The sequence below is a fragment of the Bradyrhizobium sp. CCH5-F6 genome, assembly GCF_001556045.1.
Classification (GTDB): Bacteria; Pseudomonadota; Alphaproteobacteria; order Rhizobiales; family Xanthobacteraceae; genus Bradyrhizobium.
In genome coordinates this window covers 13,309-39,898 of sequence record NZ_LSIC01000203.1, presented here as the reverse complement: position 1 = coordinate 39,898, position 26,590 = coordinate 13,309, and the positions used below count along the sequence as shown (strand labels likewise).

The following is a 26,590-nucleotide window of genomic DNA, read 5'->3' as shown; positions in this document are numbered from 1 at the left end:
ACGAAAATCAGGGAGAAGCCTATGCCCGGCCCACTTCACGGCGTTCGCGTGCTCGATTTGACCGGCGTGGTGTCGGGTCCGTTCGCGACCATGTTTCTGGCGGATCAGGGTGCCGACGTGCTGAAGATCGAGCCCGGCTGCGGCGACATCACCCGCCGCAGCCGTGCCACCATCGACAAGGAGGGTGAGTTCTCGGCGCTGTTCATCTCCTCAAACCGCGGCAAGCGCTCGCTATCGATCGACGTCAAGAGTGCGTCAGGGCGTGAGGTGCTCACCCGGCTGGTCGCGCAGGCCGACGTCCTCGTTCAGAATTTCCGGCCAGGTACCATGGAGCGCCTCGGTCTCGGTGTCGATGAGTTGCGCCAGCGCCATCCGCGCCTGATCTACGTTTCCATCAGCGGCGTCGGCGACACCGGCCCGTATGTCAAGAAGCGCGTCTATGATCCGATCGTGCAGGGACTGTCGGGCTTCGCCGACATCCAATCGCAGCCGGTCACGAACCGGCCGCAGATGATCCGCACCATCGTATGCGACAAGACCACGGCCGTGTTCACCGCTCAGGCGGTGGCGGCCGCGCTCTATGCGCGTGAGAAGACGGGGCAGGGCGACCACATCCAGGTCGCGATGCTGGATGCGATGATCTCCTATTTGTGGCCGGAAGGCATGATGCAATACACGGTGGTCGGCGCCGAAGCGGCCGCCGCCGATCCGAACGATCGTCCGGACCTGGTCTTCAAGACCAGCGACGGCTACATCACTGCGGGCACCATCTCCGATTCCGAATGGCAGGGCTTTTGCCGTGCCTGCGGCGATCCCGAGCTCGCCAAGGATCCTCGCTTCGCAACGCCGGCGGCGCGTTCGGTCAATGCCACCGCGCGGATCAACAAGATGGCGGAATATATCGGCCAGCATACGACGGCCGAGTGGCTGGCGCGCCTGGACGCCGCGGATGTGCCTTGTGCGCCGATCCTGCGCCGGAGCGAGATCATCCACAACGAACAGGTCCTGGCGCGCGGCATCATCGCCGAATTCGATCAGCCGAAGGTCGGCCGGGTGCGGCAGCCGAAGCCGGCTGCCCGCTTCGAGGTCAACCAGGCCGCGATCGGCGGGCCGGCTCCCCGGGTCGGCGAGCACTCGCGCGACGTGCTGCGCGAACTCGGGTACGACGACCGCGCCATTGACAGGATGATCGCCGACCGCGCCGTGCGCGCGGCCGTCTAGTCCGCGTCCCTTCTCGGCGGTCGATCCTTCAGGCCTTTTCCGGCATCGCGGCCGGGGCAGGTACCGGAACGTTCGCCGCGACCGCTCGCCGATAGGCCTCCCGCAGCTGGATACGTTCGAGGTAGGGCTGCGCATTCTCGCAAATGCCGACCCCGTAAGCGATCGCCCAATCGAGGCACGTCGTCAGGAGGATATCGGCGCTGCTGAAGCGCTCGCCCATCAGAAACGGCCGGCCGTCAGCAAGGGCGGCTTCAACATGGCGCAACTGCCCGCGGAAATATTCCGCGGCTTGTGCGACGACCTCAGGCGCGACGCCATAGATATGGCCCAGCGCGTCCGCCCGGTGGCGGCGCATGACGTAAAGGCTGGTCGAATCGAGCTCGGCCACGATAAAGAAGCACCATTCGAGCCACGCCGCGTAGTCACGGGCGGCCTCCGGAATCAGCGAACGTTCCGGCGTGGAATACATCCGCGATAGATAGGCGACGATCGCAGCGCTTTCCCCGATGCAGAAGTCGCCGTCCTGCAACAGCGGAATCTTCTGGCGGGGATTGAGCCTGGTATATTCAGCGGTCTTGGTCTCGCCTGTCCGTGGCCCGATCGGCTTGACCTTGTAGGACAAGCCGAGTTCGTGCATCGCCCAGTGCGCGCGAATGGTGCGGCTCGTGCCGACGCCCCACAGCGTGAGATCGGGTGTCGCGCTCATTACCATTTCTCCACCGACGGACGAAGATCGAGTTCATGGGTCCAGCCGTCGCGGCTCTGCTGGTGTGTGAACCAATAAGCCTCCGCGATGGAGGAGGTCTTCGTCAGGCTGTCCGGCGGGATCTCGCTCGCCTCGATCCCCTTTGCCGCCTTCATGCGCTGGTGGATAGCCTCGCTATCGACGCCGGCATCGATGATGAGATGGACGACATGGATATTCTTCGGCCCAAGCTCGCGCGCCATGGCCTGGGCCACCGCACGAAGTGCGAACTTCGCAGAGGAAAACGCAGCAAAACCCCGGCCGCCGCGAATGCTGGCAGTCGCGCCGGTAAAGAAAATGGTTCCGCGTCCGCGCGGCAGCATGACACGCGCGGCTTCGCGGCCGACGAGGAAGCCTGCGTAGCACGCCAGCTCCCATGCCTTGAAGAACAGCTTCTCGGTGGTGTCCAGCAGGGGCTTGTTGACGTTCGATCCGGCATTGAAAAGGCAAACCTCGATCGGCCCGATAGTCCTTTCGATGTCGGAGAACAGCTTCTGGACCTCCGCTTCCTGACGCGCATCGACGCTGAAGGCTTGGATACGAAGGCCGTCAGCCGTCAGCTCGTCGACAAGGCCCCGGGATTTTTCGGCGTCACGCCGGCAGATGCAAACCGTATAACCTCCTTTGGCGAAACGCCGTGCGACGGCCGCGCCGATCGCATCGCCCGCGCCCACCAGGATCGCCACGCCGCGGCTCTCCACCATGCTCGTCTCCTCCTATTAGTTCTTATTCGGTACTTATCGTTAGTTGCTCTCGTCGCTGATGTAAAGAACCGCAGAACCTGCGGGTTTTCTTTTGCTCCAACCGAGTGAGCACGACAAATTAGCAATTGACGAGTTCTAAAAAAGAACGTTAGATCGAAACCCTGAATGCGCCGCGGCAAGACAGGCGCTCATCATCCGGGAGGTTGGCAGTGGCCGCGCTTTCAAGCTCAACCGATATGGCGGGCGGCCGGATGTTGATGGCCGGCAATACCGCATTGGCCTGGGCATTCCGGCCTTGGGCGGAATAGTTTCAACAGATCCAACCTAACCGGGAGACGAGCCTTGCAAAAGAGAAACGCAACCGTCGCGGTGATCGGTGCCGGCGACTATATCGGCGGCGAGATCGCAAAGAAGTTTGCCTCGGAGGGCTTCACGGTGTTCGCCGGGCGGCGGAACGGCGCCAAGCTCGAGCCGCTCGTCAAGGACATCGAGGCGGCCGGCGGCGAAATCCATGCGCGTTCGCTCGATGCGCGCAAGGAGGAGGAGATCATCTCCTTCCTGGGAGACGCCGACAAGCATGCGCCGCTCGAGGTCTGCATCTTCAACATCGGCGCCAACGTCAACTTTCCAATTCTGGACACGACCGAACGCGTGTTCCGCAAGGTCTGGGAGATGGCCTGCTATTCCGGCTTTCTCGCCGGCCGCGAAGCCGCGCGGCTCATGTTGCCTCGCGGCAAGGGCAACATCTTTTTCACCGGTGCAACGGCGAGCCTGCGCGGCGGAATTGGCTATGCGGCCTTCGCCAGTGCCAAGTTCGGTCTGCGGGCCGTTGCCCAGGCTGCCGCGCGCGAGCTGGGGCCGAAGAACATTCACGTGGCGCATCTCATCATCGACTCCGGCGTCGACACCGAATGGGTGCGTCAGCGGCGGATCGAGGCGCTCGGTCCGAATGCGCTCGATGATCCCGATCTGCTGATGCCGCCGTCGTCGGTCGCGGAATCCTATTGGCTGCTGTATCAGCAGCCGCGCAGCGCCTGGACCTTCGAGCTCGAGATCCGCCCCTTCGGCGAGAAGTGGTAGCGGAGCCTGCCAAGATGGAGCTCAACCTTTCCAGTGAGGACGCCGCGTTTCGCGACGAGGTGCGCACCTTCATTGCGGAGAACTATCCGCAGGAAATGCGCGTTCCCAACCCCGAGACTGACCTGACCAAGGAGCAGTCGCTGCTCTGGCATCGGATTCTCTACAAGAAGGGCTGGATCGCGCCGCTCTGGCCGAAGGAGTACGGCGGCCCCGGCTGGTCGATCACGCAGCGCTTCATTTTCGAGCAGGAGACCTCGCGGGCCGGGACGCTGCCGCCGCTCGCGTTCAGCGTGACCATGGTCGGGCCGGTGATCTACACGTTTGGCAGCGATGCGCAGAAGAAGAAATTCCTGCCGCGGATTCTGTCGGGCGAGGATTGGTGGTGCCAGGGATATTCGGAGCCGGGCTCCGGCTCGGACCTCGCGACCGTCCGAACCAAGGCGGTGCGCGACGGCGACCACTACATCGTAAACGGTCACAAGACCTGGACCACGCTGGCGCAGCATGCCGACTGGATCTTCTGCCTGGTGCGAACCGATCCGAACGCGAAGCCGCAGTCCGGGATCTCCTTTCTGCTGATCGACATGAAGTCGCCCGGTGTCACTGTGCGGCCGATCATCACCATCGACGGCAGCCACGAGGTCAACGACGTCTTCCTGGAAAACGTCCGCGTACCGGTCGAGAACCTGGTCGGCGAGGAGAACAAGGGCTGGACCTACGCCAAGTTCCTGCTCGGCAACGAGCGCACCAGCATGGCCGGCATCGGCCGGTCCACCCGCTACATCGGCAAGCTGAAGCAGATCGTGAAGGCCGAGATACCGGCCGACGATCCCGCCCATCTCGAATTTTTGCGTGACATTGCCCGCATCGAGCTCGACGTGCTGGCGCTGGAAGCGACGGAGCTGCGCGTCGTCGCCCAGATGGCGCGCGGCATGGATCCCGGTCCGGCGGCTTCGCTGTTCAAGATCCGCGGCACCGAGATATTTCAGGACATCACCGAGCTCACCCATCGCGCGATCGGCAACTACGGCCTGGCCATCCGCGAGCATCCGGTCAGCGCCAACCGCTTCATGCCAGGCCCCGATTACGGACACACCGCGTCGGAGAAGTATCTGAACGCGCGCAAGCTCAGCATCTACGGCGGATCCAACGAGATCCAGCGAAACATCATCGCCAAGGCCGTGCTCGGGCTCTAGCCACGACGGATCGGGAGGATCGGATGGATATTCAGTTCACGGAAGAGCAGGAATTGCTGCGGTCCAGCGTCCAGCGCCTGCTTCGCGACCAGTACGATTTCGAGGCGCGACGCAAGATCGTGGCAAGCGAGGAAGGCTTCAGCCGGAAGCAGTGGGCGGCTTTCGCCGAGCTCGGCCTGCTGGCTGCCCCGTTCTCCGAGGGCGCCGGCGGTCTCGGCGGCGGCCCGTTGTCGACCATGATCGTCATGCACGAGTTCGGTCGTCACCTCGTGGTCGAACCGTTTGTCGAGACGGTGGTGCTGGCCGGCGGCCTGATCGAGCACGCAGGCACACCCGAGCAGCAGCAAAGTTTCATCCCTGAAATCATCGATGGCTCGCAGGTCTGGGCGCTGGCCTGGACGGAGAAAGCATCGCGTTTCGATTTCGCCCATGTCGCGACAAAGGCGCGGCGCGAGGGAAGCGACTACGTTCTCTCCGGCGCGAAGACTATGGTGATCGCCGCGCCCTGGGCCGATCATCTGATCGTCTCGGCGCGGACTTCCGGCGACGACCGTGACCGCGCTGGCGTGAGCCTGTTCGTGGTCGATCGCCGTGCTGCCGGCGTCGATCTCCAGAGCTTCAGGACCATCGACGGTCGCCGGGCAGCCGAGGTCAGCCTGCGCGATGTGCGCGGGCAATTGCTCGGGCGGGAAGGCGAGGGCGTTGCCGCACTGGAAGCCGGCCGCGACCGCGCCATCGGCGCGCTTTGCGCGGAAGCGGTCGGCGCGATCGGTGAGCTGAACTCTGCCACGCTGGAGTACTCCAAGACCCGCAAGCAGTTCGGCACCACGATCGGCTCCTTCCAGGTGCTGCAGCATCGCATGGTCGACATGTTCATCGCCCATCAGGAGGCGCTCTCCTTGATGCAGCATCTCAGCCTCAGCCTCGGCGCCGGCGATCCCGGACTCTCGCGGCTTGCCTCCGGTGCCAAGTCGAAAATCGGGTATGCCGGCAAGTTCGTAGCCGATCAGGCGGTGCAGCTTCACGGTGGCATGGGAATGACGGACGAGCTCAACGTCGGGCACTATTTCAAACGCATCTCCTCCATCAACATCCAGTTCGGCGATCCCGCGTTCCACGTGCTGCGCTATGCGCAGCTGGACACGGCCGCGTAAGCAGAGAGGCCAGCCAGCATGACGACAGAAGCAGTCATCGTTTCCACCGCAAGGACAGCCGTCGGCAAAGCCTATCGTGGCGCGCTCAACAACACGGACGGCCCGACCATGGCCGGGCATGTGATGGCCGAGGCGGTGAAGCGGGCCGGCATCGCGCCCGGAGAGGTGGAGGATGTGGTCCTGGGCTGCGCGATGCAGCAAGGCACCATGGTGATGAACGTGGCGCGCAAAGGGGCGATCCGCGCCGGCCTGCCGGTGACGGTCGCCGGCACCACCATCGACCGGCAATGTGCGTCCGGCCTGCAAGCCATCGCGGTGGCCGCTCGCTCGATCATGCTTGATGGGGTCGAGGTCGCGATCGGCGGCGGCATCGAGTCGATCAGCCTCGTGCAGAACGAGCATATGAACAAGTTCCACGCCGTCGACGACGAGCTGATGGCGATGAAGCCTGAAATGTACATGTCGATGCTCGATACGGCCGAGGTCGTTGCCGAGCGCTACAAGATCGGCCGCGACAAGCAGGACGAGTACAGCCTCGAGTGCCAGCGCCGCGTCGGCGCCGCGTTGCAGGCCGGCCGCTTCAACGACGAGATCGTGCCGTTCACCACCAGAATGGCGCTCGTCAACAAGGACACCAAGGAGGTCAGTTACGAGCAGGTGACGCTCACAAAGGACGAGGGCCCGCGTCCGGAAACCACCGCCGAGGGCCTCGCCAAGATCAAGCCGGTGTTCGAGGGCAAGACGATCAGCGCGGGCAATGCGAGCCAGCTTTCGGACGGCGCTTCGGCCTGCGTGATCATGAGCGACAAGATCGCCGCTAGGAAGGGACTGAAGCCGCTCGGCATCTTCCGCGGCTTCGTCGCCGCCGGCGTCGAGCCCGATGAGATGGGTGTCGGGCCGGTCGCCGCGATCCCGCGCCTGCTCAAGCGCCATAACCTGAAGATCGACGACATCGACCTCTGGGAGCTGAACGAGGCTTACGCGGTGCAGGTGATCTATTGCCGCGACAAGCTCGGCATCGATCCCGACAAGCTCAACGTCAACGGGGGGGCGATCGCGATCGGTCATCCCTATGGCATGACGGGGGCACGGCTTGCCGGCCATATCCTGATCGAAGGCCGGCGGCGCAAGGCGAAATACGGCGTGGTGACCATGTGCATCGGTGGCGGCATGGGCGCAGCGGGCTTGTTTGAAATCATCCACTGAGCGGAAACGCGGGGAGATCATTCGTGAAGACAGCGATCACTGAACTGTTCGGCATCGAACATCCGATCATCCAGGGCGGAATGCATTACGTGGGGTTCGCCGAGCTCGCAGCGGCGGTGTCGAATGCCGGCGGGCTCGGAATCATCACGGGCCTGACGCAGCGCACGCCGGAGCTGCTGGCCAAGGAGATCGCGCGTTGCCGCGATATGACGGACAAGCCGTTCGGCGTGAACCTCACGTTCCTGCCGACTTTCAGCGCGCCGCCTTATCCGGAATACATCGCCGCCATCAGGGAGGGGGGTGTCAGGATCGTCGAAACCGCCGGGCGAAGCCCCGAGCAATACATGCCGGTCCTGAAAGCGGGCGGCATCAGGGTGATCCACAAATGTACCTCCGTGCGGCACTCGCTGAAGGCGGAGCAGATCGGTTGCGATGCGGTCAGTGTCGATGGTTTTGAGTGCGGAGGTCATCCGGGCGAGGATGACATGCCCAACATGATCCTGCTGCCGCGAGCGGCCGACGAGCTGAAGATCCCGTTCGTTGCTTCCGGCGGCATGGCGGACGCCCGCAGCCTGGTTGCCGCGCTGGCGATGGGGGCGGCGGGCGTGAACATGGGCACGCGCTTCATCGCCACCAGGGAAGCGCCCGTGCACGAGAACGTCAAGAACGCGCTGGTCGCGGCGTCGGAGCTCGACACGAGGCTGGTCATGCGGGCGCTCCGGAACACCGAGCGGGTCCTGAACAACAAGGGCGTCGAACACCTGCTCGAGATCGAACGAGAGAAGGGCAAGAGCCTCACGATCGACGACATCCATGACCAGGTGGCGGGCGTCTATCCCAGGGTGATGATCGACGGCGACATGGACGCGGGCGCCTGGAGCTGCGGCATGGTGGTCGGGCTCATTCACGACATTCCGACCGTGAAGGAACTGATCGACCGCATCATGGCGGATGCCGAGCGGTTGATCAGGGACAGGCTCACGGGATTTCTTGATGCCGGGAGCGGGGCCGCTCTGAAAGTCGCCTGAGGCGTTCGTCTTCGGTCCTCCCTCGGTCTTCCCCGTCGAGTTCCGGATCATGGGACCTGACCCCGCTCAACGTTGCGTCATGTCCGAGAGAGCTCTCGGCATCATGCGGAGCGTTTCCGACTTGCGGGAGGCGAACCGGGCCTGGGGAATCGCGCGCCCGTGCTTCGCTTTGTCCCGGATCAGGATCGGCTGAACTTCATTGGCCTCTCGCCTGCCGAGGTCGGCCAGCAACTCCAGTTCCGCGTCACGGGCATCGCCGTGACGCAGGTTCGCGAGGATATCCGCAACGTTCCATTCCGGCACGCTGTGCCGGCGGCGAGCGGCGCGATCCAGCGCGTCTGGCGAATTTCTCGCTGACCAGCCGCGACGGCCGTTCGATTCCGCTCGACCAGGCGGTCATTCGGAAATCCGTCTGGAAGAGCCGATCATGAAGCGCCGCGAGCGCAGGCCGGTCGTCACCGTCCGCTCGGACGTCCATGAGACAACGCAGCCTCCGGAGGTTTCCAAGCGGGTCGTGAAGGCCCTTCGGTCGCCGATCGCGTGCCTTCCGTCCGGCTAGCGCATCGAAACGGGTGGATCGATCGCATTGTCTGTGACGTGCACTCACTGGGGAAGTTTGACGTGAATCAAGCCGCCCTGGCGCTGGGCCGTGCAGATGAAACCCATGGACTGTCACCGGGCACGGTTGTCGCGAGGAAGTCGTTGCTTCGGGGCATCGTCAGGAGAACGATATGAGGCGCCTTCACGCGCACCCCGAGAACCACCTCGTCGATCGCATCGGATGGCTCAGAGCTGCCGTTTTGGGAGCCAATGACGGTATCATCTCGACCGCGAGCCTGGTCGTCGGCGTTGCGGCGGCGGCGGCGACGCGAAGCGACGTTCTGATCGCCGGCATTGCCGGATTGGTCGCCGGCGCGATGTCGATGGCCGCAGGTGAATATGTCTCCGTCAGCTCGCAGTCGGATACCGAGCAGGCCGATCTCGCTCGCGAGCGCAAGGAGCTGAACGAAAACCCCGGGTTCGAGCTCGACGAACTTGCCGAGATCTACGTTGGACGAGGTGTCGAGAGGTCACTGGCGCGCCAGGTGGCGGAGCAATTGATGGCGAAGGACGCGCTGGCGGCTCATGCGCGCGACGAATTGGGAATGTCGGAGATCTCAGCAGCGCGTCCGGTCCAGGCCGCGCTTGCCTCGGCCGCAATGTTCTCGGTGGGGGCCGCCATGCCTTTGCTGATGGTTCTCGTTTCGCCTGCCAATGCCCTGGTCCCGATTGTGTCCGCTGCATCGCTGGCCTTTCTTGCCGTGCTGGGAGCGATCGGGGCGAAGGCCGGGGGCGCGAACATGCTGCGTGCGACCGTCCGCGTGACGTTCTGGGGCGCCTTTGCCCTGGCGCTGACCGCCGGCGTCGGAAAACTGTTCGGGGCTGTGGTCTAGGACTGATCCAATCCCGGCTTCACGCGTGCAAAACTGGTTCGACTGCTTGTGAGCTTGGAAATGCCCGCCCGTTTCATTCTGCGAAGCATTCTGGTCCTGCTGACGGCGATCGGGCTCGCCCTCGGCTTCGCCATGCCGCTGCTCGGACACGCGGCCTGGCAGGACCGCACCTGGGCGGCGTTCGCGATTCCCGTTCTGATCGCGCTTGTTTACGACATTGCAGTGAGCCTGCGGCGCGGAGAAGTCGGCCTCGATATCGTCGCGGGACTGTCGATGGTCGCCGCGATCGTCGTCGGAGAGGAGTTGGCCGCCGTCGTGGTCGCCCTGATGTACGCCGGCGGACAATTCCTCGAAGCGTTTGCGGAACGGCACGCACGTCGGGAGATGACGGCGCTGCTGGCGCGCGTACCCCGGACCGCCATTCGACATCGTGCGGACGGCCTGGAAGAGGTCGCGCTGGATCTCATCGTACCTGGCGACCGCCTCTTGGTGCGGCAGGGCGACGTGATCCCGACCGACGGAGTGGTGGCAAGCGCACTTGCGGTGTTGGACCAATCGGCGCTCACGGGAGAGCCGATTCCGGTCCAGCGTCACGCGGGCGACGAGGTCATGAGCGGATCCACCAACGCCGGCGAGGCATTCGATCTCATCGTTTCGCAACGCGCTGCCGAAAGCACCTATGCCGGCATCGTTCGCCTGATCGACGGGGCGCAGCGTTCCAAGGCGCCGATGTCGCGACTGGCGGATCGATTCGCGATGGTCTTTCTCGCGATCACCGTGCTGATCGCCGCCGTTGCGTGGTTCTTCACGGGCGATCCGGTCCGCGCCGTCGCCGTTCTCGTCATTGCGACGCCGTGCCCCCTTATTCTCGGGGTGCCGGTGGCCATCGTTTCCGGCCTTTCGCGGGCCGCGCGCAATGGAATTCTGATCAAGGGAGGCAAGGCGATCGAAGCGCTCGCGCGTGTCGATTCGCTGGTCCTCGACAAGACCGGTACCCTGACGGACGGCAGGGCAAAGGTCGTCGCAATCGACGTATCGTCCGGCGCCGATCCCGCCGATGTGTTGCGCTTCGCGGCTTCGCTCGATCAGGCCTCCAAGCATATCATCGCTCAGACCATCGTCGGCGAAGCGCAGAGCCGCCGGCTCAAACTGGCGATCCCATCCGACGTCGTCGAAACGCCAGGAGAAGGCGTCACGGGCGTTGTCGAGGGACGATCCGTGGCGGTCGGAGGCATCCGGTTCGTGATGTCGAAGTTGCCAAAGGGAGCTGAACACCTCCATCAGCCGACGAGAGCGCTCGGGGCGGTCGTTGTCGCCGTTGCCGTCGACGGCCGTCTGGCAGGCGAGATAAGGCTGGCTGACGAATTGCGTTCGGGAACGCAGGCTCTGCTTGATCGGCTGAGGACGCTGGGTGTTCAACGAATCGTTCTCGCTACGGGGGACCGCCGGGAGGTGGCAGACGCCGTTACGGCAGGACTGGGAATCGACGCCGTGCGCTCAGGGCTGACGCCGGACCAAAAAGTCCTGGTCGTCCTCTCCGAGCGGAAGAACGGGTCCGTCATGATGGTCGGCGACGGGGTCAACGATGCGCCGGCACTGGCGGCCGCCGATGTCGGAGTGGCGATGGGCGCGAGAGGCACGGCTGCATCCGCCGAGGCCGCCGACGTCGTCATCCTCGTCGATCATCTGGATCGTATCGTGCCTGCCATGGAGATCGCCCGGCGTTCCCGTTTCATCGCCCTCGAAGGGGTCTTTGCCGGAATGGGGCTGTCCGTGATCGGAATGGTCGCGGCGGCGTTGGGTTATCTCACTCCGGTACAGGGAGCGCTCATCCAGGAACTGATCGACGTCGCCGTGATATTGAACGCCCTGAGAGCTCTGCGGGGCGGGAAACCGTCTTAGCGGCTGTCCGGCACCGAGCCCCAGCGTCTTGCGCGGGTGTTAACGGTGCATCTCGGCAAGCCGGCGGCACGCCGCGGGATGAAAATTTTCACAGAGCCCCCTTGAACGGAGATCGGCCCGTTCCTAGGTCGTTTGCCGCCCGGGGGCCGGTTCCGGACCCGGATTTTGGACATCGCTGAACCTACTCAAGGAGGATGTGCATGCATTTCCGCCCGTTGCACGACCGTGTGCTCGTGCGCCGCATCGATGCCGAGGAGAAGACCGCCGGCGGCATCATCATTCCCGATACCGCCAAGGAGAAGCCGCAGCAGGGCGAGATCATCGCCGCCGGGCCGGGCGCGCGTAACGAGCAAGGCCAGCTCGTGCCGCTCGACGTCAAGGCCGGCGACCGGGTGCTGTTCGGGAAGTGGTCGGGCACCGAGGTCAAGATCGACGGCGAGGAGCTCTTGATCATGAAGGAAAGCGATCTTCTCGGCGTGGTCGAGCAGGCCGGCGCGCTGAAGAAGGCGGCGTAACGGACAGTCATCGAAGAGAAAGGAGTTTGCACCATGGCTGCCAAGGACGTGAAGTTTGCGACCGAGGCCCGCGAGCGCATGCTGCGGGGCGTCGACACGCTGGCGAATGCGGTGAAGGTCACGCTCGGTCCCAAGGGACGCAACGTCGTCATCGAGAAATCGTTCGGCGCGCCGCGCATCACCAAGGACGGCGTCACCGTCGCCAAGGAGATCGAACTGGAAGACAAGTTCGAGAACATGGGCGCACAGATGGTGCGCGAGGTGGCGTCGAAGACCAATGATCTCGCCGGAGACGGCACCACCACGGCGACCGTGCTGGCGCAGGCCATCGTCAAGGAAGGTGCCAAGGCGGTCGCCGCCGGCATGAACCCGATGGACCTCAAGCGCGGCATCGACCTTGCCGTGGACGCGATCGTGGCCGACCTCAAGTCGCACGCCAGGAAGATCACCTCGAACGACGAGATCGCCCAGGTCGGCACCATCTCCGCCAATGGCGATACGGAGATCGGCCGCTTCCTGGCCGACGCCATGCAGAAGGTCGGCAACGAGGGCGTGATCACGGTCGAGGAAGCCAAGAGCCTGCACACCGAGCTCGAGGTGGTCGAGGGCATGCAATTCGACCGCGGCTATGTCTCGCCCTACTTCGTCACCAACGCGGAGAAGATGAGGGTCGAGCTCGAGGATCCCTATGTGCTGATCCACGAGAAGAAGCTGTCGGGCCTGCAGACGATGCTGCCGCTGCTCGAACAGGTCGTGCAATCCGGCAAGCCGCTGCTGATCATCGCCGAGGAGGTCGAGGGCGAGGCGCTGGCGACGCTGGTCGTGAACCGTCTGCGCGGTGGTCTGAAGGTCGCCGCCGTGAAGGCGCCGGGCTTCGGCGACCGCCGCAAGGCGATGCTGGAGGACATCGCCATCCTCACCGGCGGCACGGTGATCTCCGAAGACCTCGGCATCAAGCTCGAGAACGTCTCGGTGAAGATGCTGGGCCGCGCCAAGAAGGTCGTGATCGACAAGGAGAACACCACGATCGTGGACGGGGCCGGCGCCAGGAAGGAAATCGAGGCGCGAAGCCAGCAGATCAGGACTCAGATCGAGGAAACCACCTCGGACTACGACCGCGAGAAGCTCCAGGAGCGCCTCGCCAAGCTCGCCGGCGGCGTCGCGGTGATCCGGGTCGGCGGCGCGACCGAGGTCGAGGTCAAGGAGCGCAAGGACCGCGTCGACGATGCTCTGCATGCGACACGTGCCGCGGTCGAGGAGGGCATCCTGCCCGGCGGCGGCGTCGCCCTGCTGCGCTCACTCAAAGCGCTCGACGGCGTCAAGACCGCCAATGCCGACCAGAAGGCCGGCGTCGACATCGTGCGTCGCGCGATCCAGGTGCCGGCGCGGCAGATCGTGCAGAACGCAGGCGAGGACGGCTCGGTCGTCGTCGGGAAGCTCCTTGAAAATGCGACCTACAGCTGGGGCTTCAACGCTGCGACGGGCGAGTACCAGGACATGGTCCAGGCCGGCGTGATCGATCCCGCCAAGGTGGTGCGGACGGCCTTGCAGGACGCGGCCTCCGTTGCCTCGCTGCTCATCACGACCGAGGCGCTGGTGGCCGACAAGCCGAAGAAGACGGAAGCGGCAAGCGCTCCGGCCATGGACTTCTGAGACCAGCGAGCCCGGCCCTGCGGCCGGGCTCGTTTTCCATGAGCTCCGTCATCGTCAATCGGATCTGTTTTCGAACGATAGGAGGATGAGATGATCAAGCATCGTACTTTCTCCGCTCGCGCGGAGAACACCCGCAACAAGTTGCGGCACCTCGCCGCCTTGGCCGTCGGCACCGGCCTCACTCTCGTGCCCTTTGCGGCCTATGGCGCCGAGAGCCCTGGCACCGGCCGCGGCGCGGCCGATGGCTTCGAACGGCTCGCCTTGCCGCCGATCCCGTACCTCGACACGATGCCGTGGTCGAGCTGGGAACGGGGCAGCCCGGGTATCAAGGTGGATACGCTGCTGTCGCCGGTTCTCGGACCCTCAGGCATCCGGCTCGACGTCACGCCGCCGGATCGGGACCAGCCACAGCCTGCAATGAGCTGAAAAGGCCATGAGCTAAAAAGGCAATGAGCTGAGAAGGCGGAGCGGCTGGTGGGCCGCTCCGGCTTTGCTCGTGAACGCGGTGTTCGATTGAGCTCGCAGCGTTGGAGCATGGCTCCGCAGCCGCTGCTACGTTGAGATGAAAGGAGGATGATCAGAACGGAAACGGCCTGCGCAAGGTCGTTGCGCTGACTTGCGAAGCTCAGATCGCCCGCAGCCCCTCCTTGGGCATTTCCCGGATCAGCGCATCGATATCGCTCTGCTCCAATGTCTCCTTCTCCAGGAGCTTCTTTGCCGCGCGGTCCAGGATCGGCCGCCGCGTGGTCAGGATGGCCTGGGTACGCTGGAACACTTGGTCGATGATGGATTTTACCTCGCGATCGACTGCGGCTGCGGTGTCTTCCGCATAGTCGCGCTCGCGGCCCGGAAATGAGCGGTCGGGGCCGGCAAGGAAGCTGCCGGGATCGCGCTCATAGGCGACGCTGCCCAGTCTCTCCGACATGCCGTAACGCGTCACCATGCTGCGGGCGATGTCGGTCACCCGGCGCAGGTCGTCGGCCGCACCGGTCGACAAGTGCCCGAACACGATCAGCTCCGCGGCGCGGCCGCCGAGCAGCACCGCCATTTTGTCCTCCAGCTCCTCCTTGGTCATCAGGAAGCGATCTTCGATCGGCCGCTGAATGGTGTAGCCGAGCGCGCCGACGCCCCGCGGAATGATCGAGACCTTGTGCACGGGATCGGTCCCGGGCAGGGACAGCGCGACGAGGGCGTGCCCCATCTCGTGATAGGCGACGATCTCGCGTTCCTTGGGATTGAGCAGGCGGTTGCGCTTTTCGAGGCCGGCGACCATGCGCTCGACCGCATTGTTGAAGTCGCTCATGCTCACCGCGTCGGCGCCACGGCGTGTCGCCAGCAGTGCCGCTTCGTTGACGAGATTGGCGAGATCCGCGCCCGTGAAGCCCGGCGTGAGCGCGGCAACGGCGTTTGCGTCGACGTCGTCTCCCAGGCGCACTTTCTTCATGTGAACCCTGAGGATATCGATGCGGCCCTTCTTGTCGGGGCGGTCCACCAGGACCTGACGGTCGAAGCGGCCGGCACGGAGCAGGGCTGGATCGAGGATTTCAGGCCGGTTGGTGGCGGAGAGGATGACGACACCCGATCGCGAGTCGAAGCCGTCGAGTTCGACGAGCAGCTGGTTGAGCGTCTGCTCCTTCTCGTCGTGCCCGCCGGCGAAGGGGCCGAAGCCGCGGGCGCGGCCAAGCGCATCGAGCTCGTCGATGAAGATGATGGCCGGCGCCTTTTCGTGGGCCTGCTGGAACAGGTCCCGCACCCGCGCGGCGCCGACGCCGACGAACATCTCAACGAACTCCGATCCCGAAATCGAGAAGAACGGCACTCTCGCTTCGCCGGCCACCGCCTTGGCCAGCAAGGTCTTGCCTGTGCCGGGCGGGCCGACCAGCAACACGCCTTTCGGCATGCGGCCGCCGAGCCGGCCGTAATCGGTCGGGTTCTTGAGGAAATCGACCACCTCGCGCAGCTCGTCCTTGGCTTCGTCGACGCCGGCGACGTCGGCAAAGGTGACCCCGGTATTGGATTCGACGTACACCTTGGCCTTGCTCTTGCCGATGGCCATCAGTCCGCCGCCGATGCCACCGCCTTCCGCCATGCGGCGGCCGATGTACCACCAGAGACCGAAGAACAGGAGCACGGGCATGACCCACGACAACAGGTCGCGGAGGAACGTGCTCTCGATCTGCCCGGTGAAGCGGACGTTGTACTTCTCCAGCTCCTGCGCAACGTCCTGGTCGACACGCGTGGTGACGAATTGCTTCTGGCCGCCGGGCAGCGGCTCCTTCAGCGTGCCCTGCAGGGTGCGGTCGGAGATGCCGACGGTGTCGACTTTCCCCTGACGCAGCAATTGCTGGTATTCACTGTAGGGGATCACTGCGATCTGGTTGGCCGTGGAGATCAGATGCTGGATCAGGAAGACCGCGAAGATTGCGGCGACGGCATATCCGAGATTGAAGCGGACATTCTTGTTCATGGTCATGCGGGAGCCAGATCCGATGGTGTTGCGCGGCCGGGTCGCGTCGGCGCGCCGGGGTCATGGGCGGGCGATAAGGCCCGGTCGCAGGCCGGGCCTTATGCTCAGCTTACCAGGGGTACCAGTAGGGGTATGGCGCCGGGTAATAGCGAACGGTCCGATAATATCGCGGGCCATAATAATACGCCGGCGGACCATAGACCGGCGCATAGTAGACTGGAGGTGCAGTGGCGGCGGCCAGCGCTCCCGTGAACAGGCCGAGCGCGACGGCCGGACCGATGCCCGGACCGCCCCAGTGATGATGGCCCCGCCAATGGGCCGAAGCCGGTGCAACCGTTCCGATGAGGAGCGTTGCTGCCGCGGCGATTGCAAGAGCAAGCTTTCTCATTTGACTTTCCTCGAAGACGCACCCGCGACGCGCGGGATTCTCATTCCTCTGCATGGGTTTCATTGTGCCGAACGCCAAGTCCGGCAGCATTGGACTTAGGATGGGGCGGAAGGACTTCAAGTCTCCGGCTCCTAACCGTCTGAAGACGTCGGATCGCATTTGGGACAGCGGCCGTCCGCGGCTGCTCCAAGCTGACGTCCCAGCTCCGCTCTCAGAGCTTCCTTCTCCCAGTTCGTGCCGTCCTTTTTGACCATTCGCTTGGCGCGTTCGAAGGCGTGGCTCTCCGCAGCGTCGTCTCCGATCCGGACGATCACGTCGTTGTGGAAAGGGCAGACAGTCGTCGCGCGGGTGGTCTCCAATGCGTAGCGCACGACTGCAGTGAGATCGTCGCTGCGAATGTCGGCAGCCATATCGGTTCTCCTGATTGGCGCACTCGGATGCCTCCATATCGCTACAATCTGGGGCGCCGACATGACTTGATCCAGCTCAAAGGAGGCGATCAGGTGTCCATGCCTCTGAGGCGGTAGAAAGTCCTTGGCATTCCCGCGCGAATACGTTCAGGACATTTGCGTAAGTATTCGCCCGCATTTCACGGCCGCAAGGCCGGGCGCATATGGGCGGCATGGAGCGCAACATCATCTTCAAATGCCCCCGCACCGGCATGAACGTGCAGCACTGGCTTTCCGGCACGACGTCCGACGCCGCGGAAACGCACGTCCCGGTCCGATGTCCCGCTTGCGCCTCGTTGCACTTCGTCAGCCTCGCCAGCGGCAAGATGTTGAGCGAAGGCGGGTCTCGGCGATCGGCCTGATCCGTCACGTCCGCGGCGGGGAGGCGATTCCAGCAGGGCGACGGCTGGCTGAATCCTTCGCCGTCTCGTCATGCCCGAGCGCATGATTGCGATCGGTCATCGCGTTGCGCTCATCTTCGACCGTCGCCGGCGGGATCGCGGCCCGGCTGGGGACGACGAATCATACAATTTCCGTCGGACGAAACCGTTCACCGACCCACGTCCTTGAGAGCATGGCATGATGCGCCGCGTCGCCTTGCCGTGGCGGCCAGTCCCTGTAAGCTGAAGAAAACAGGAGGAAAGGGCCGATGGGAGGAGTTCTGGAGGGCGTGCGCGTGCTCGATTTCGGGCGCTACATCGCCGGGCCCTATTGCGCGACCCTGCTGGCGGAGTTCGGGGCCGAGGTCATCCGCGTCGAGAAGCGCGACGGCAGCGAGGATCGTTTCGTGGCGCCGGTGGGCGAAGGCGGCGAGGGCGCGCTGTTTCTCCAGGTCAATCGCAACAAGAAGTGCATCACGCTCGATCCGATGAAGGCGGAAGGGCAGGAGGTGATGCGCCGCCTGGTCGCGACTGCTGACGTCGTGGTCGCCAATCTGCCGCCGCAGACATTGCGGGCGATGAGGCTCGACTATGACTCGCTCAAGGCGATCAAGCCGGACATCATCCTGACCACGGCCACGGCGTTCGGCGGACCGGGGCCCTGGTCCGATCGCGTCGGCTTCGACGGCGTCGGGCAGGTGATGTCGGGCTCGGTGTACATGACCGGCGCGGGCGATCCGCCGTACCGGGCCGCGGTGAACTGGGTCGATTTCGGCACCGCGCTGCACTGCGCGTTCGGAACGCTCGCCGCGCTGATCGAGCGCGGCAAATCCGGACGCGGGCAGATCGTCGAGGGCGCGCTGCTCGCAACCGCGCTCTCCTTCACCAATGCGACGCTGATCGAGCAGGCCGTCATCGACGTCAACCGCGTGCCGACAGGCAATCTCGGCCAGACATCAGCGCCCGCCGATATCTACCGCACCAGGGACGGCTGGGTGCTGTGCCAGGTCACGGGCCACCCGCTGTTCAAGCGCTGGGCCAGGCTGATGGGCGAGGAGGAGCTTTGGCTGAACGACCCGCGCTTTGCCGACGACATCAGCCGCGGCAACAATGGCCGCATCGTCAGCGAGCGGATGGCGCGCTGGTGCGCCGAGCGCACCACGCAGGAGGCCGTCGATGCGCTGGGCCAGGCGATGATCCCGACCGGCCCCGTCCTCTCGCCGCAACAGGCGCTGGACCATCCGCATATTCGTGCCGCCGGCTTCATGCAGGACGTCGATTATCCGGGCCTGCCGAAGCAGGCGCCGGTCGCGCGCGCCGCCGTGCGGCTGTCGGAAACGCCGGGCGAAATCGCCAACCGCCCGCCGACGCTCGGCGAGCACACCGATCTCGTTCTGGCCGAGCTCGGCTATGACGAGGCGGCGATCGCGGCGCTTCGGCGAGATGGAATCGTCTAGCGTCACAGCAGCTGCTTCAGCGCCAGCGCGTCGGCCGGCGCCGCACTCTTCTGGTCGTTGTCGAAATAGACGTAGACGTCGGAGCCCTGCCGCTTCCAGGACTTGATGCGCTTCGCCCATTGTCCCAGCGTGGCCTTGGTGTAGTGGCCGTGATAGCGCCCGCCCGGACCGTGTCCGCGCACATAGACGAAATCCGCCGTGCGCTTCCACGGCGCCGGCGCATCGTGATGGTCGGACAGGCACAGCGAAATGTTCTCCTCGGCCAGCATCCGCAGGATGCGCGGCTGATACCAGCTCGGATGACGAAACTCGAAACTATAACGCCGCTTGCGCGACAGCAGCTTGAAGAAGGATGCAAGCCGGTCCGCATTCGCCTCGAATTGCGGCGGCAGCTGGAACAGGATCGGGCCGGCCTTGCCGCCGAGCCGCGAGATGCGATCCTCCAGCAGTTCGAGGCTGTTGACGGAGCGGTCCGACAGGCGCTTCCAGTGCGTGATGAATTTGGACGCCTTCCAGGCGAACACGAAATCGCGGCCGGTCTGCTCGCGCCAGCCTTTCACCGCCTCCGGCGTCGGCGTGCGGTAGAACACCCCGTTCAGCTCCGTGGTGTCGAACTGCCCGGCGTAGTAACGCAGCTGCTCCTTCAGCGTCACGCCTTCGGGAAAGAACGAGCCTCGCCAGGAGGCGTAGTGCCAGCCGGAGGTTCCGATCAGAACGCGCGCCATGTTTCACGAGCCATCCAAGCGGCGCGGCGGCAGTTGCCGCGCTTTGCAGGAGGAAACGTTCATGCGGGCGATATGTTGCTGTCGGCGCGCCTTTGCGTCAGTTCGACGCCAGCGCCGCCTTGGCGACCTCGGCCATCCAGCCGGAGGCCACCGGCAGGATCTCATCATTGAAATCGTAGCGCGGCCCGTGCAGCTCCGCGCCGTCGCGCAACGCGCCATTGCCGATCCAGACGAAGGCGCCCGGCCGCTGTTGCAGGTAGTGGGCAAAATCCTCGCCGGCCATGCTCGGCGCGAGATCGCGCCGCACGGGCGCCTGCACCTTCTCCGCGGCGATGCGCGCGAGCTCGGCTTCGGCCGGCGTGTTGATCACGACGCCCACACCCCAGACGATCTCGGGCGTGACCTTGACGCCGAAGCTCGTCGCAATCCCGGCGCAGGTGCGCTCGATGCCGTCGAGGATGGTGTCCTTGACCGCCTCGCGGTGGTAGCGCAGCGTGCCGCGGATGGTCACGCGACCGGCGATCTGGTTCGGCGCAGTGCCGCCTTCGATCGTGCACAGCGAGAGCACGGCGGTGTCGAGCGGATCGACGCTGCGCGATGCGATCGATTGGAGCGCCACGATCAGGTGCCCCGCCGCGACCACCGGGTCGCGCGTCAGATGGGGCATGCCGGCGTGTCCGGCATGGCCCTCGATGGTGATGGTGATGCGCCCGCCTGAGGCCATGACGACGCCGTCGTGCACCGCGATGGTGCCGGCTGCCAGGCCCGGCCAGTTGTGGAAGCCGAACACCCGCTCCATCGGAAAGCGGTCGAACAGCCCGGCCGCGACCATCGCACGCGAGCCGCCAAAGCCTTCCTCGGCCGGCTGGAAGATGAAATCGACCGTGCCGCTCCAGTCGGTGTCGGCGACGAGCAGCGCGGCGGCGCCCAGCAGTGCGGCGGTGTGGCCGTCATGTCCGCACGCATGCATCACGCCGGCTGTTTTCGAGGCATAGGGCAGGCCGGTGTCCTCGGTGATCGGCAGCGCATCCATGTCAGCGCGCAGGCCGACGCGCCTTCGTGCATGCCCGCGCGTCAAGGTCGCGACGATTCCGTGCCCGCCGATGTCCCCGACGAAGGGAATGCCGAGCTCGGTGAGCCTGTCCTGCACGAAGGCGGCGGTGGCTCTTTCCTGAAGCGACAGCTCCGGATGGGCATGAAGGTGCCGGCGCCACGCAGTCAGTTTCTGGTGCAGCTCGGGGGGCAAGGCAGTGTCTCGCAAAATGTCGGGTGCCGACACCATAGCGGATTGTCAGCCGCATGCATCAAGCGCCTTGGAATGGCTCGCGTGCAGCAATGAGATCGGCGATCGCTGGGCACCAACCGTGCCGTGTGCTCCACTTCACCTCTCTCGCTTGCGAGAGAGGCCGGGAGAGGCTGGATCGTCATTGGAAGTCTCACTGCGGAGACACCCTCTCCCCAACCCTCTCCCGCAAGCGGGAGAGGGCGCGCAGCTTCCCTTGTTGTCGCATCTCCCTAAGCCACCAGCTTCGCCAGCCCCGCCCAGTCGAAACCGATCCCATGCCCAGGCCGGTCCGGTGCCAGCGCCAAGCCATCCTTCAGCACCAGCGGATGCTCGATATACTTATCGAGCCCGAAACCGTGCGCTTCCAGATACGACCGGTTCGGGCAGGCCGCCAGCAGATGCACGGTGATGTCGTGCGCGCCGTGGCTGGTGACCGGCAGGTTGAACGCTTCCGCCAGCCGGGCGATCTTCATGAAGGCGCTGACGCCGCCGCAATTGGTGACGTCCGGCTCGGGATAGGACACCGCGCCGGCGGTGATGTAGTTCTTGAACTCCCACAGCGAACGCAAATTCTCGCCCGCTGCGATCGGCACGCCGCCGGCCTGCATGATGCGCGCATGTCCTGCGACGTCGTCTGGGATGATCGGCTCCTCGAGCCAGGTGAGGTCATAGGGAACGAAGGCGCGCGCGGCACGGATGGCCTCCTCGACCGTCCATTTCATGTTGGCGTCCACCATCAGCGGAAAGCCGTCGCCGAGATGCTGTCGCATCGCGGAGACCTTCGCGACGTCGGATTTCAGGTCGGGGCGGCCGACCTTCATCTTGATGGCGCGAAATCCCTTGGCGAGATTGCCGTCGGTCTGCTTCAGCAACGCATCGACCGAGAGATCGAGGTCGATGCCGCCGGCGTAGCAAGGCACGCGCGCATCGAATCCGCCGAGCAACTGGTACAGCGGCAGCTTGGCGCGCCGCGCCTTCAAATCCCACAGTGCGATGTCGAGCGCGGAGAGCGCCAGCACCGCCGGACCGCCGCGCCCGCCATAGTGCAGCGCCCACCAGACATGATGCCAGATCGCTTCGGTGTCGTCGGCCTCGCGCTCTTCGACCAGCGGCGGGATCTCGCGTTTGAGGATATCGGCAGTCGCCCCGCCGTTACGGCCGACAGTGTAAGTGTAGCCGACGCCTTCGGCGCCATCGGCATCACGGATGCGGCAGGTGATCAGCTCGAATGCGGTGATCTCGCCATGGGTGGAATCGGACAGCGTGACGGGAAGGGGGATCCGGTAGAGGGCGGATTCGATATTGGCGATGCGCGGCATGTGGCCTCCCTGTTTTTTCTTTTTCGTAGCAACCATTAAGTAGGGACGGCATTTTCGCGCCAGGGTTTACCTCTGGCAACGACGGTGTTGGCATAGATCAGGAGCTTCCTGGCGCAAGCTACCATAGCGAGGTTGTGGGCTTTCCCCGCGGCAGTGAGGCGGCTGTAGAGGTTGATCAAGGCCTTATTCCAGCGGAAGGCTGCCGGGAGCGCGGCGGCGTAGAGGGAGCGCCGAAGGCGGCCCCGGCCACCGGCGATATGGCGCTGTCCTTTGTATTTTCCACTGTCGTCATCAAAGGGAGCAAGACCTGCGAGCGCCGAGGCCTGCTCTCGGCTGATGCGGCCGAGCTCGGGCATCCGGACAATCAGGGCGAGCGCGGTGCGTTCGCCAATGCCCGGAACGCTCATGACGAGATCAAGTCGGACAGCCAGGTCGCGGTGATCGCGCAATTGCTTGGCAATGAGGCGTAGCTGCGCCAGTCTTCGAACCTTGAGCCGCGCAATGTCGGCGAGAACCATTCGTTTCAGGCGCGGTTCGGCAATGTGCTCGAGCCGGGTCTTGAAGCGAGCGATATCCTCCTCGATTTGCTCGACGAAGGTCAGGCTGTCGGCAAGCCCCGTCAGTCGCTGGTCTGCTCCCATCTGATGCGGTTCGATTGCGGTCGCACATGCCGCGATCAAAGCCGCATCGAGCGCATCATTTTTAGCCTTCTGGCGGTGCATGCGCGCAAAGGCCCGCACCTGGATCGGTTGGAGAACCAGAACGACAAAACCCGCCGCCTGCAGGTGCCTGACCACACCACGTTCGTAACCTCCGGTCGCCTCGATCCCGACGCGTTCGACGCCGGCCTTTGTCAACTCCAAGCGAAGTTGCTTCCAACCCCGCATTGAGTTTGCGACCTGCAAACGCTGGGTCTGTCCGCAAATCGCAACGTCCAGCTTGTCCTTGGCCGTATCGATGCCGGCCACAATCATGCTAGTCTTATCCATCTTCGTCGACCCTGCCTTGTGAAGCGAACCAAGTTGTTCCGGCAACCATCCGGGTCCGATGAAGGTGCTGGCGCGATCACGCTACGGGTCAGCCACAAACTGCTCAGGATGGGTACGATCCGATCGCCAGCGGCCTGCCGTGGTTGCAGCCTCGGTAGGCCATTCCTCTCGGAACGCTCCAACAATATCTGATTGCGCTATTACAAGGATGGGTAGAGCGAAGCGAAACCCATCATCTCCGTCTTTGCGGGGGAACGATGGGTTTCTGCGCGCGCTCCAAGTCTGCATCATCTATCAACGGGCAGATTGTCCAAGTACCAAGCTGCCTTAGTCCACGCGGAATCATCGTCGATACGATGCTCAAATGGGCGTGGGTAGTCTTTCCTGCTCAGGACGCCAAGCAATATCGCGTTCGCTCTCTCCGGATCGTGGATACGCCAGATAATCTCACGGCGAGCATCGTGTGTAACGCGAGCGAGGAACAAGGCGTTGCCGTCCGCCTTGACGTGCAGGTCGAGCTTGTCTTCAAACTCGTAGAGCAAATCCTGCTCTTGTTGGGACGGAAGACGATCGAGTACCAATTGGACACAATCGACCAGCACGGAGAGATGCCAGGGAAAGGCTGATTTCATTTCGAAAGTCTTGAGAGCCGAGTTTACCGTTGCAAATCCCGGCAGGTCTCGTTGACGAAACTCGATCAGAGTATGCAGCTCTTTCGGGATAGGCTGGCTCACATGCTCACCGCATCGTCGCGAGTTGTACGGCCAGCGCACAGGCGCGGTCGTATTCGTCGAGATTGATCCACTCGTCGACCGTATGCGCCTCGTTCTGGCCGGCGCCGAAGGTCACGGTCGGAATGCCGTGGCGGACCATCCAGTTGGCATCTAGGCCACCATTGGCGGTGCGGACGTTCGGCGTGCCGCCGACCGCGGATACTGCCTCGACCGCGCGCTTGATGACGGGCTGGCTGTCCTTCATGCGGAACGGATAGTAGTCGGTCTCGGCCTTGAACTTGACCTTGCCGGACTTGCCCTGCGCATTGGTGACCTTCTTTGCCGCCTTCTCGAACGCCGCCTTGTAGGCTTTGGTGATCTCCTTGAAGAATTTTCCGTCATGGCTGCGGCTTTCGCCGCGCACATGCACGTAATCGGTGACGACGTTGGTGGCATCGCCCGCCGGGCGGCCTTCGCCGCCGGTGACGGGGCCGACATTGCTGGTGCCTTGCTGCTTGCCCTTCACCACCTTGCCGAACCAGCCGCCGGCCTTCACGTCCGCCAGCGCGAGCGCCATAATCATGGTCGAGGAGATGCCGCGCTCCGGCGCCACGCCGGCATGCGAGGCGCGGCCGAAGATCTCGACGCTCCAGCGGTCCGCGCCGACCGCGCCGATTACGACGTTGGAGGCCGAGCCGCCGTCATAGTTGAACGCCATCACCGGCGAGCCGAGCTCGTCCAGCTTGACGTAGCGCGCGCCGTAGAGCCCGCTCTCCTCGCGCACGCAGAACAACAGCGTGATCGGCGGATGATCGAGCTTCTGTCTGGCGAGCTCGGCGGCCAGCGTCACCAGCACGCCGCAGCCGCAGCGGTTGTCGCCGCCGAGCGCGGTCTTCGCCTCGTTGACGATCTTGCGGCCGGATTTCTTCGGCTTGGCGCCGGCGCAGAGCGGCACGGTGTCCATGTGGGTCATGAACATGATCCGCGGCTGGTTGTGCAGCGCGCCGCGGCCGGGCAGGTCGACGATGAGATTGCCGGTCTCTGTCGGCACGGGAATGCGCGTATTGGCATCGTCGAGCCGGATCGCCTTCGCCGGCACGCCGGCTTCCTTCAGCGCGGCGGCAAGCTCACGCCCGATCGCCGCCTCCTGTCCGGTCACGCCCTCGACGGCGAGGAAGCGCATGAGGCGGTCGGTGGCGGCTTTGGTGTCGACGGGCATGAATGATTCCTTTGGCGAGCGGAGCGCGTCATCCTATGGGCTTGGCGAGGTGTAAGCCAAGAAGATCAGCACGCCGAGCGCCAGCATGGCAGCCATGAACAGCAGCACCGCCGGCAATCCCGCGAGCCCCGCCACCGCGCCGGTGACCGACTGCATCAGCGCGGCGCCGAGGAAGAAGGCGAGGTTGACGGCCGCGAGCGCCTTGCCCGCGACTTGCGCATCGACCAGCTGTCGCGACATGCCGAACAGCAGCGGCTGGGCGGAGGTGGCCAAGCCGATGAGCACGAACAGCACGAGGTCGTATTGCGGCGGCATCACGGGCAGGCCGAACAGCGTGGAGACGGCGTAATGCGGCGCGCCCAACGCCATCAGCGCCAGCAGCACCGCCCCGGCCATATGCGAGCCGGCGACCAGCGCGCGGCGGCGGCCGAGCCTGCGGTCGATCATGCCGATGCACAGGGGGCCCACGATCATTGCCAGCGTGAACGCACCGAGCTGGTTGCCGGCCTCGACCCGCGAGAGTCCCTTGACGTCCATCAGCCATGGCCCGCCCCACAGGCCGCGCAGCACCAGCGATGTCGCCAGCGACACCAGCGCCAGCGCGATCAGTCCGCGCAAGGGCCGCGAGAGGCCGAGCCGGAGCACCTCGATCATCTGTGCCAGCGGCGAGGACTCGTCCTTGTGCTCGGCCGGCTGACGCGGCACCAGCATGAACACCGCGAGCGCCACCGCGACCCCGCCGAGCGCCGAGATCCAGAATCCGGCGCGCCAGCCCCAATTGTCCACCACGAAGGCCAGCGGGCTCGACGACAGCAGCATGCCGATATTGCCGATCGAGAGGATCGCGCCCGACCACAGCCCGAACCGCGCCGCCGACAATTGCTTGGCCGCCAGCGTCATCGGGCACATCAGCATGCCCGAGGTGGCAACGCCCAGCAGCATCTGCCCGACCGCGAAGCTCTCCGGTCCGGTCGCAAAGCCGGACGCGACTGCGCCAAACACGGTTCCCGCGAGCAGGCTCAGCGACACCGGCCGCACGCCAAACCGGTCCATCGCCGCGCCGACCGGGATCTGCGCCGCCGCGAAGGCGAAAGGATAGATCGAGGTGAGGCTGGCGAGGGCCTGCGGCTCGATATGGAAATCCGCCGCCATCAGGTCGAGGCTGACCGCCGGAATCGTGCGCAGCAAGGTCGAGAGCATGTGCCCGCAGGCGAGCGCCACGAGCGCGAAGATCAGCGCGCGGGTGCCATCTCCCGCCTGTTTCGTGGCAGCCGTCGTCATCAGCGTTTCGTCCCGGCAAGCTTTTGGCCGGGTTACACGATTGAGAGGAGGCTGCCAATGGCGAGAGGTGTCCCGCTCGCG

25 protein-coding genes and 1 pseudogene are annotated in these 26,590 nt (G+C 64.7%); 14 read left to right on the top strand and 12 right to left on the bottom strand.

Annotated elements, in window-relative coordinates; all coding sequences use genetic code 11:
* Window positions 1-21: 21 nt before the first annotated feature.
* Window positions 22-1,221 carry a CaiB/BaiF CoA transferase family protein gene (locus AX729_RS36310; protein WP_061029511.1) on the top strand — a complete coding sequence of 400 codons (1,200 nt, stop codon included), beginning with the start codon at window positions 22-24 and terminating at the stop codon, window positions 1,219-1,221.
* 28 nt (window positions 1,222-1,249) lie between these two features.
* Here AX729_RS36310 and AX729_RS36305 read toward each other — a convergent pair whose 3' ends face one another.
* Together AX729_RS36305 and AX729_RS36300 are read right to left on the bottom strand one after the other, a co-directional pair.
* Complete coding sequence (locus AX729_RS36305) at window positions 1,250-1,927, bottom strand: glutathione S-transferase family protein (protein ID WP_061029509.1); 678 nt, start codon at window positions 1,925-1,927, stop codon at window positions 1,250-1,252.
* Window positions 1,927-2,670, bottom strand: coding sequence for an SDR family NAD(P)-dependent oxidoreductase (locus AX729_RS36300; RefSeq protein ID WP_061029506.1), 744 nt, complete (start codon window positions 2,668-2,670; stop codon window positions 1,927-1,929). The genes AX729_RS36305 and AX729_RS36300 overlap by 1 nt, the downstream gene beginning before the upstream one ends.
* A 342-nt stretch (window positions 2,671-3,012) precedes the next feature.
* Between AX729_RS36300 and AX729_RS36295 the strand changes: the two genes are divergently transcribed.
* The 11 genes and pseudogenes from AX729_RS36295 to AX729_RS36245 all read left to right on the top strand — a co-directional run bounded on the left by AX729_RS36295 (window position 3,013) and on the right by AX729_RS36245 (window position 14,263).
* Window positions 3,013-3,750 carry an SDR family oxidoreductase gene (locus AX729_RS36295; protein ID WP_061029504.1) on the top strand — a complete coding sequence of 246 codons (738 nt, stop codon included), beginning with the start codon at window positions 3,013-3,015 and terminating at the stop codon, window positions 3,748-3,750.
* Between the two features lie 14 nt (window positions 3,751-3,764).
* On the top strand, window positions 3,765-4,946 hold the full coding sequence (locus AX729_RS36290) for an acyl-CoA dehydrogenase family protein (RefSeq protein ID WP_061029558.1): 1,182 nt from the start codon (window positions 3,765-3,767) through the stop codon (window positions 4,944-4,946).
* Between the two features lie 23 nt (window positions 4,947-4,969).
* Window positions 4,970-6,100, top strand: coding sequence for an acyl-CoA dehydrogenase family protein (locus AX729_RS36285; RefSeq protein WP_061029502.1), 1,131 nt, complete (start codon window positions 4,970-4,972; stop codon window positions 6,098-6,100).
* A gap of 18 nt (window positions 6,101-6,118) precedes the next feature.
* Window positions 6,119-7,306 carry an acetyl-CoA C-acyltransferase gene (locus AX729_RS36280; RefSeq protein ID WP_061029500.1) on the top strand — a complete coding sequence of 396 codons (1,188 nt, stop codon included), beginning with the start codon at window positions 6,119-6,121 and terminating at the stop codon, window positions 7,304-7,306.
* Window positions 7,307-7,329: 23 nt separating this feature from the next.
* Window positions 7,330-8,334 (top strand): NAD(P)H-dependent flavin oxidoreductase, encoded by a 1,005-nt coding sequence (locus AX729_RS36275; RefSeq protein WP_061029499.1) that lies wholly within the window; start codon window positions 7,330-7,332, stop codon window positions 8,332-8,334.
* Window positions 8,330-8,890 (top strand): annotated as a pseudogene (locus AX729_RS39270) (efflux RND transporter permease subunit); the annotation flags it as partial. The gene AX729_RS36275 and the pseudogene AX729_RS39270, both read left to right, overlap by 5 nt.
* Before the next feature lie 175 nt (window positions 8,891-9,065).
* The gene (locus tag AX729_RS36265) at window positions 9,066-9,767 is read left to right on the top strand and encodes a VIT1/CCC1 transporter family protein (RefSeq protein ID WP_061029495.1); all 702 of its coding nucleotides are present in this window, start codon (window positions 9,066-9,068) and stop codon (window positions 9,765-9,767) included.
* Between the two features lie 60 nt (window positions 9,768-9,827).
* Window positions 9,828-11,669 (top strand): heavy metal translocating P-type ATPase, encoded by a 1,842-nt coding sequence (locus AX729_RS36260; RefSeq protein ID WP_061029493.1) that lies wholly within the window; start codon window positions 9,828-9,830, stop codon window positions 11,667-11,669.
* Between the two features lie 200 nt (window positions 11,670-11,869).
* Entirely contained in the window at window positions 11,870-12,184 is a 315-nt protein-coding gene (groES, locus tag AX729_RS36255; RefSeq protein WP_061029556.1) for a co-chaperone GroES, read from the top strand.
* A 33-nt stretch (window positions 12,185-12,217) separates the two neighbouring features.
* A complete protein-coding gene (groL, locus tag AX729_RS36250; protein ID WP_061029491.1) occupies window positions 12,218-13,837 on the top strand; it encodes a chaperonin GroEL in 1,620 nt (539 codons plus the stop codon).
* A 90-nt stretch (window positions 13,838-13,927) separates the two neighbouring features.
* Window positions 13,928-14,263, top strand: coding sequence for a hypothetical protein (locus AX729_RS36245; protein ID WP_061029490.1), 336 nt, complete (start codon window positions 13,928-13,930; stop codon window positions 14,261-14,263).
* A gap of 199 nt (window positions 14,264-14,462) precedes the next feature.
* On the opposite strand, the gene ftsH is transcribed toward AX729_RS36245, so the two are convergent.
* The 3 genes from ftsH to AX729_RS36230 all read right to left on the bottom strand — a co-directional run bounded on the left by ftsH (window position 14,463) and on the right by AX729_RS36230 (window position 17,102).
* Window positions 14,463-16,304: an ATP-dependent zinc metalloprotease FtsH gene (gene ftsH / locus AX729_RS36240; RefSeq protein ID WP_061029554.1), complete on the bottom strand. Its 1,842-nt coding sequence runs from the start codon at window positions 16,302-16,304 to the stop codon at window positions 14,463-14,465.
* 109 nt (window positions 16,305-16,413) lie between these two features.
* On the bottom strand, window positions 16,414-16,692 hold the full coding sequence (locus tag AX729_RS36235; RefSeq protein ID WP_061029550.1) for a hypothetical protein: 279 nt from the start codon (window positions 16,690-16,692) through the stop codon (window positions 16,414-16,416).
* Window positions 16,693-16,823: 131 nt separating this feature from the next.
* The gene (locus AX729_RS36230) at window positions 16,824-17,102 is read right to left on the bottom strand and encodes a hypothetical protein (RefSeq protein WP_061029488.1); all 279 of its coding nucleotides are present in this window, start codon (window positions 17,100-17,102) and stop codon (window positions 16,824-16,826) included.
* A 212-nt stretch (window positions 17,103-17,314) separates the two neighbouring features.
* On the opposite strand from AX729_RS36230, the gene AX729_RS36225 reads away from it, so the two are divergent.
* A complete protein-coding gene (locus AX729_RS36225; protein WP_349643779.1) occupies window positions 17,315-17,503 on the top strand; it encodes a hypothetical protein in 189 nt (62 codons plus the stop codon).
* Between the two features lie 287 nt (window positions 17,504-17,790).
* The gene (locus tag AX729_RS36220) at window positions 17,791-18,978 is read left to right on the top strand and encodes a CaiB/BaiF CoA transferase family protein (protein WP_061029484.1); all 1,188 of its coding nucleotides are present in this window, start codon (window positions 17,791-17,793) and stop codon (window positions 18,976-18,978) included.
* Window positions 18,979-18,980: 2 nt separating this feature from the next.
* On the opposite strand, the gene AX729_RS36215 is transcribed toward AX729_RS36220, so the two are convergent.
* The 7 genes from AX729_RS36215 to AX729_RS36185 all read right to left on the bottom strand — a co-directional run bounded on the left by AX729_RS36215 (window position 18,981) and on the right by AX729_RS36185 (window position 26,509).
* Window positions 18,981-19,703 (bottom strand): DUF72 domain-containing protein, encoded by a 723-nt coding sequence (locus tag AX729_RS36215; protein WP_061029482.1) that lies wholly within the window; start codon window positions 19,701-19,703, stop codon window positions 18,981-18,983.
* Window positions 19,704-19,800: 97 nt separating this feature from the next.
* Entirely contained in the window at window positions 19,801-20,949 is a 1,149-nt protein-coding gene (locus AX729_RS36210) for an amidohydrolase (RefSeq protein WP_061029548.1), read from the bottom strand.
* 269 nt (window positions 20,950-21,218) lie between these two features.
* Window positions 21,219-22,307: a mandelate racemase/muconate lactonizing enzyme family protein gene (locus AX729_RS36205; protein ID WP_061029480.1), complete on the bottom strand. Its 1,089-nt coding sequence runs from the start codon at window positions 22,305-22,307 to the stop codon at window positions 21,219-21,221.
* Window positions 22,308-22,342: 35 nt separating this feature from the next.
* Window positions 22,343-23,281, bottom strand: a complete 939-nt coding sequence (locus AX729_RS36200; RefSeq protein ID WP_245325513.1) for an IS110 family RNA-guided transposase — start codon at window positions 23,279-23,281, stop codon at window positions 22,343-22,345.
* Window positions 23,282-23,583: 302 nt separating this feature from the next.
* On the bottom strand, window positions 23,584-24,030 hold the full coding sequence (locus AX729_RS39265; protein WP_197433756.1) for a DUF695 domain-containing protein: 447 nt from the start codon (window positions 24,028-24,030) through the stop codon (window positions 23,584-23,586).
* Between the two features lie 4 nt (window positions 24,031-24,034).
* Complete coding sequence (locus AX729_RS36190) at window positions 24,035-25,228, bottom strand: M20/M25/M40 family metallo-hydrolase (protein WP_061029474.1); 1,194 nt, start codon at window positions 25,226-25,228, stop codon at window positions 24,035-24,037.
* Between the two features lie 33 nt (window positions 25,229-25,261).
* Window positions 25,262-26,509: an MFS transporter gene (locus tag AX729_RS36185; RefSeq protein ID WP_061029472.1), complete on the bottom strand. Its 1,248-nt coding sequence runs from the start codon at window positions 26,507-26,509 to the stop codon at window positions 25,262-25,264.
* Window positions 26,510-26,590: the final 81 nt, after the last annotated feature.

Bases quoted from the DNA above. Each gene is read 5' to 3' on its own strand.
- AX729_RS36200 (WP_245325513.1), bottom strand. From the start codon at position 23,281: ATGATTGTGGCCGGCATCGATACGGCCAAGGACAAGCTGGACGTTGCG.
- groES (WP_061029556.1), top strand. From the start codon at position 11,870: ATGCATTTCCGCCCGTTGCACGACCGTGTGCTCGTGCGCCGCATCGAT.
- AX729_RS36230 (WP_061029488.1), bottom strand. From the start codon at position 17,102: ATGGCTGCCGACATTCGCAGCGACGATCTCACTGCAGTCGTGCGCTAC.
- AX729_RS36290 (WP_061029558.1), top strand. From the start codon at position 3,765: ATGGAGCTCAACCTTTCCAGTGAGGACGCCGCGTTTCGCGACGAGGTG.
- AX729_RS36305 (WP_061029509.1), bottom strand. From the start codon at position 1,927: ATGAGCGCGACACCCGATCTCACGCTGTGGGGCGTCGGCACGAGCCGC.
- groL (WP_061029491.1), top strand. From the start codon at position 12,218: ATGGCTGCCAAGGACGTGAAGTTTGCGACCGAGGCCCGCGAGCGCATG.
- AX729_RS36185 (WP_061029472.1), bottom strand. From the start codon at position 26,509: ATGACGACGGCTGCCACGAAACAGGCGGGAGATGGCACCCGCGCGCTG.
- AX729_RS36225 (WP_349643779.1), top strand. From the start codon at position 17,315: ATGGAGCGCAACATCATCTTCAAATGCCCCCGCACCGGCATGAACGTG.
- AX729_RS36205 (WP_061029480.1), bottom strand. From the start codon at position 22,307: ATGCCGCGCATCGCCAATATCGAATCCGCCCTCTACCGGATCCCCCTT.
- AX729_RS36280 (WP_061029500.1), top strand. From the start codon at position 6,119: ATGACGACAGAAGCAGTCATCGTTTCCACCGCAAGGACAGCCGTCGGC.
- AX729_RS36220 (WP_061029484.1), top strand. From the start codon at position 17,791: ATGGGAGGAGTTCTGGAGGGCGTGCGCGTGCTCGATTTCGGGCGCTAC.
- AX729_RS36265 (WP_061029495.1), top strand. From the start codon at position 9,066: ATGAGGCGCCTTCACGCGCACCCCGAGAACCACCTCGTCGATCGCATC.
- AX729_RS36245 (WP_061029490.1), top strand. From the start codon at position 13,928: ATGATCAAGCATCGTACTTTCTCCGCTCGCGCGGAGAACACCCGCAAC.
- AX729_RS36235 (WP_061029550.1), bottom strand. From the start codon at position 16,692: ATGAGAAAGCTTGCTCTTGCAATCGCCGCGGCAGCAACGCTCCTCATC.
- AX729_RS36260 (WP_061029493.1), top strand. From the start codon at position 9,828: ATGCCCGCCCGTTTCATTCTGCGAAGCATTCTGGTCCTGCTGACGGCG.
- AX729_RS36285 (WP_061029502.1), top strand. From the start codon at position 4,970: ATGGATATTCAGTTCACGGAAGAGCAGGAATTGCTGCGGTCCAGCGTC.
- AX729_RS36215 (WP_061029482.1), bottom strand. From the start codon at position 19,703: ATGGCGCGCGTTCTGATCGGAACCTCCGGCTGGCACTACGCCTCCTGG.
- ftsH (WP_061029554.1), bottom strand. From the start codon at position 16,304: ATGAACAAGAATGTCCGCTTCAATCTCGGATATGCCGTCGCCGCAATC.
- AX729_RS36310 (WP_061029511.1), top strand. From the start codon at position 22: ATGCCCGGCCCACTTCACGGCGTTCGCGTGCTCGATTTGACCGGCGTG.
- AX729_RS36300 (WP_061029506.1), bottom strand. From the start codon at position 2,670: ATGGTGGAGAGCCGCGGCGTGGCGATCCTGGTGGGCGCGGGCGATGCG.
- AX729_RS36190 (WP_061029474.1), bottom strand. From the start codon at position 25,228: ATGCCCGTCGACACCAAAGCCGCCACCGACCGCCTCATGCGCTTCCTC.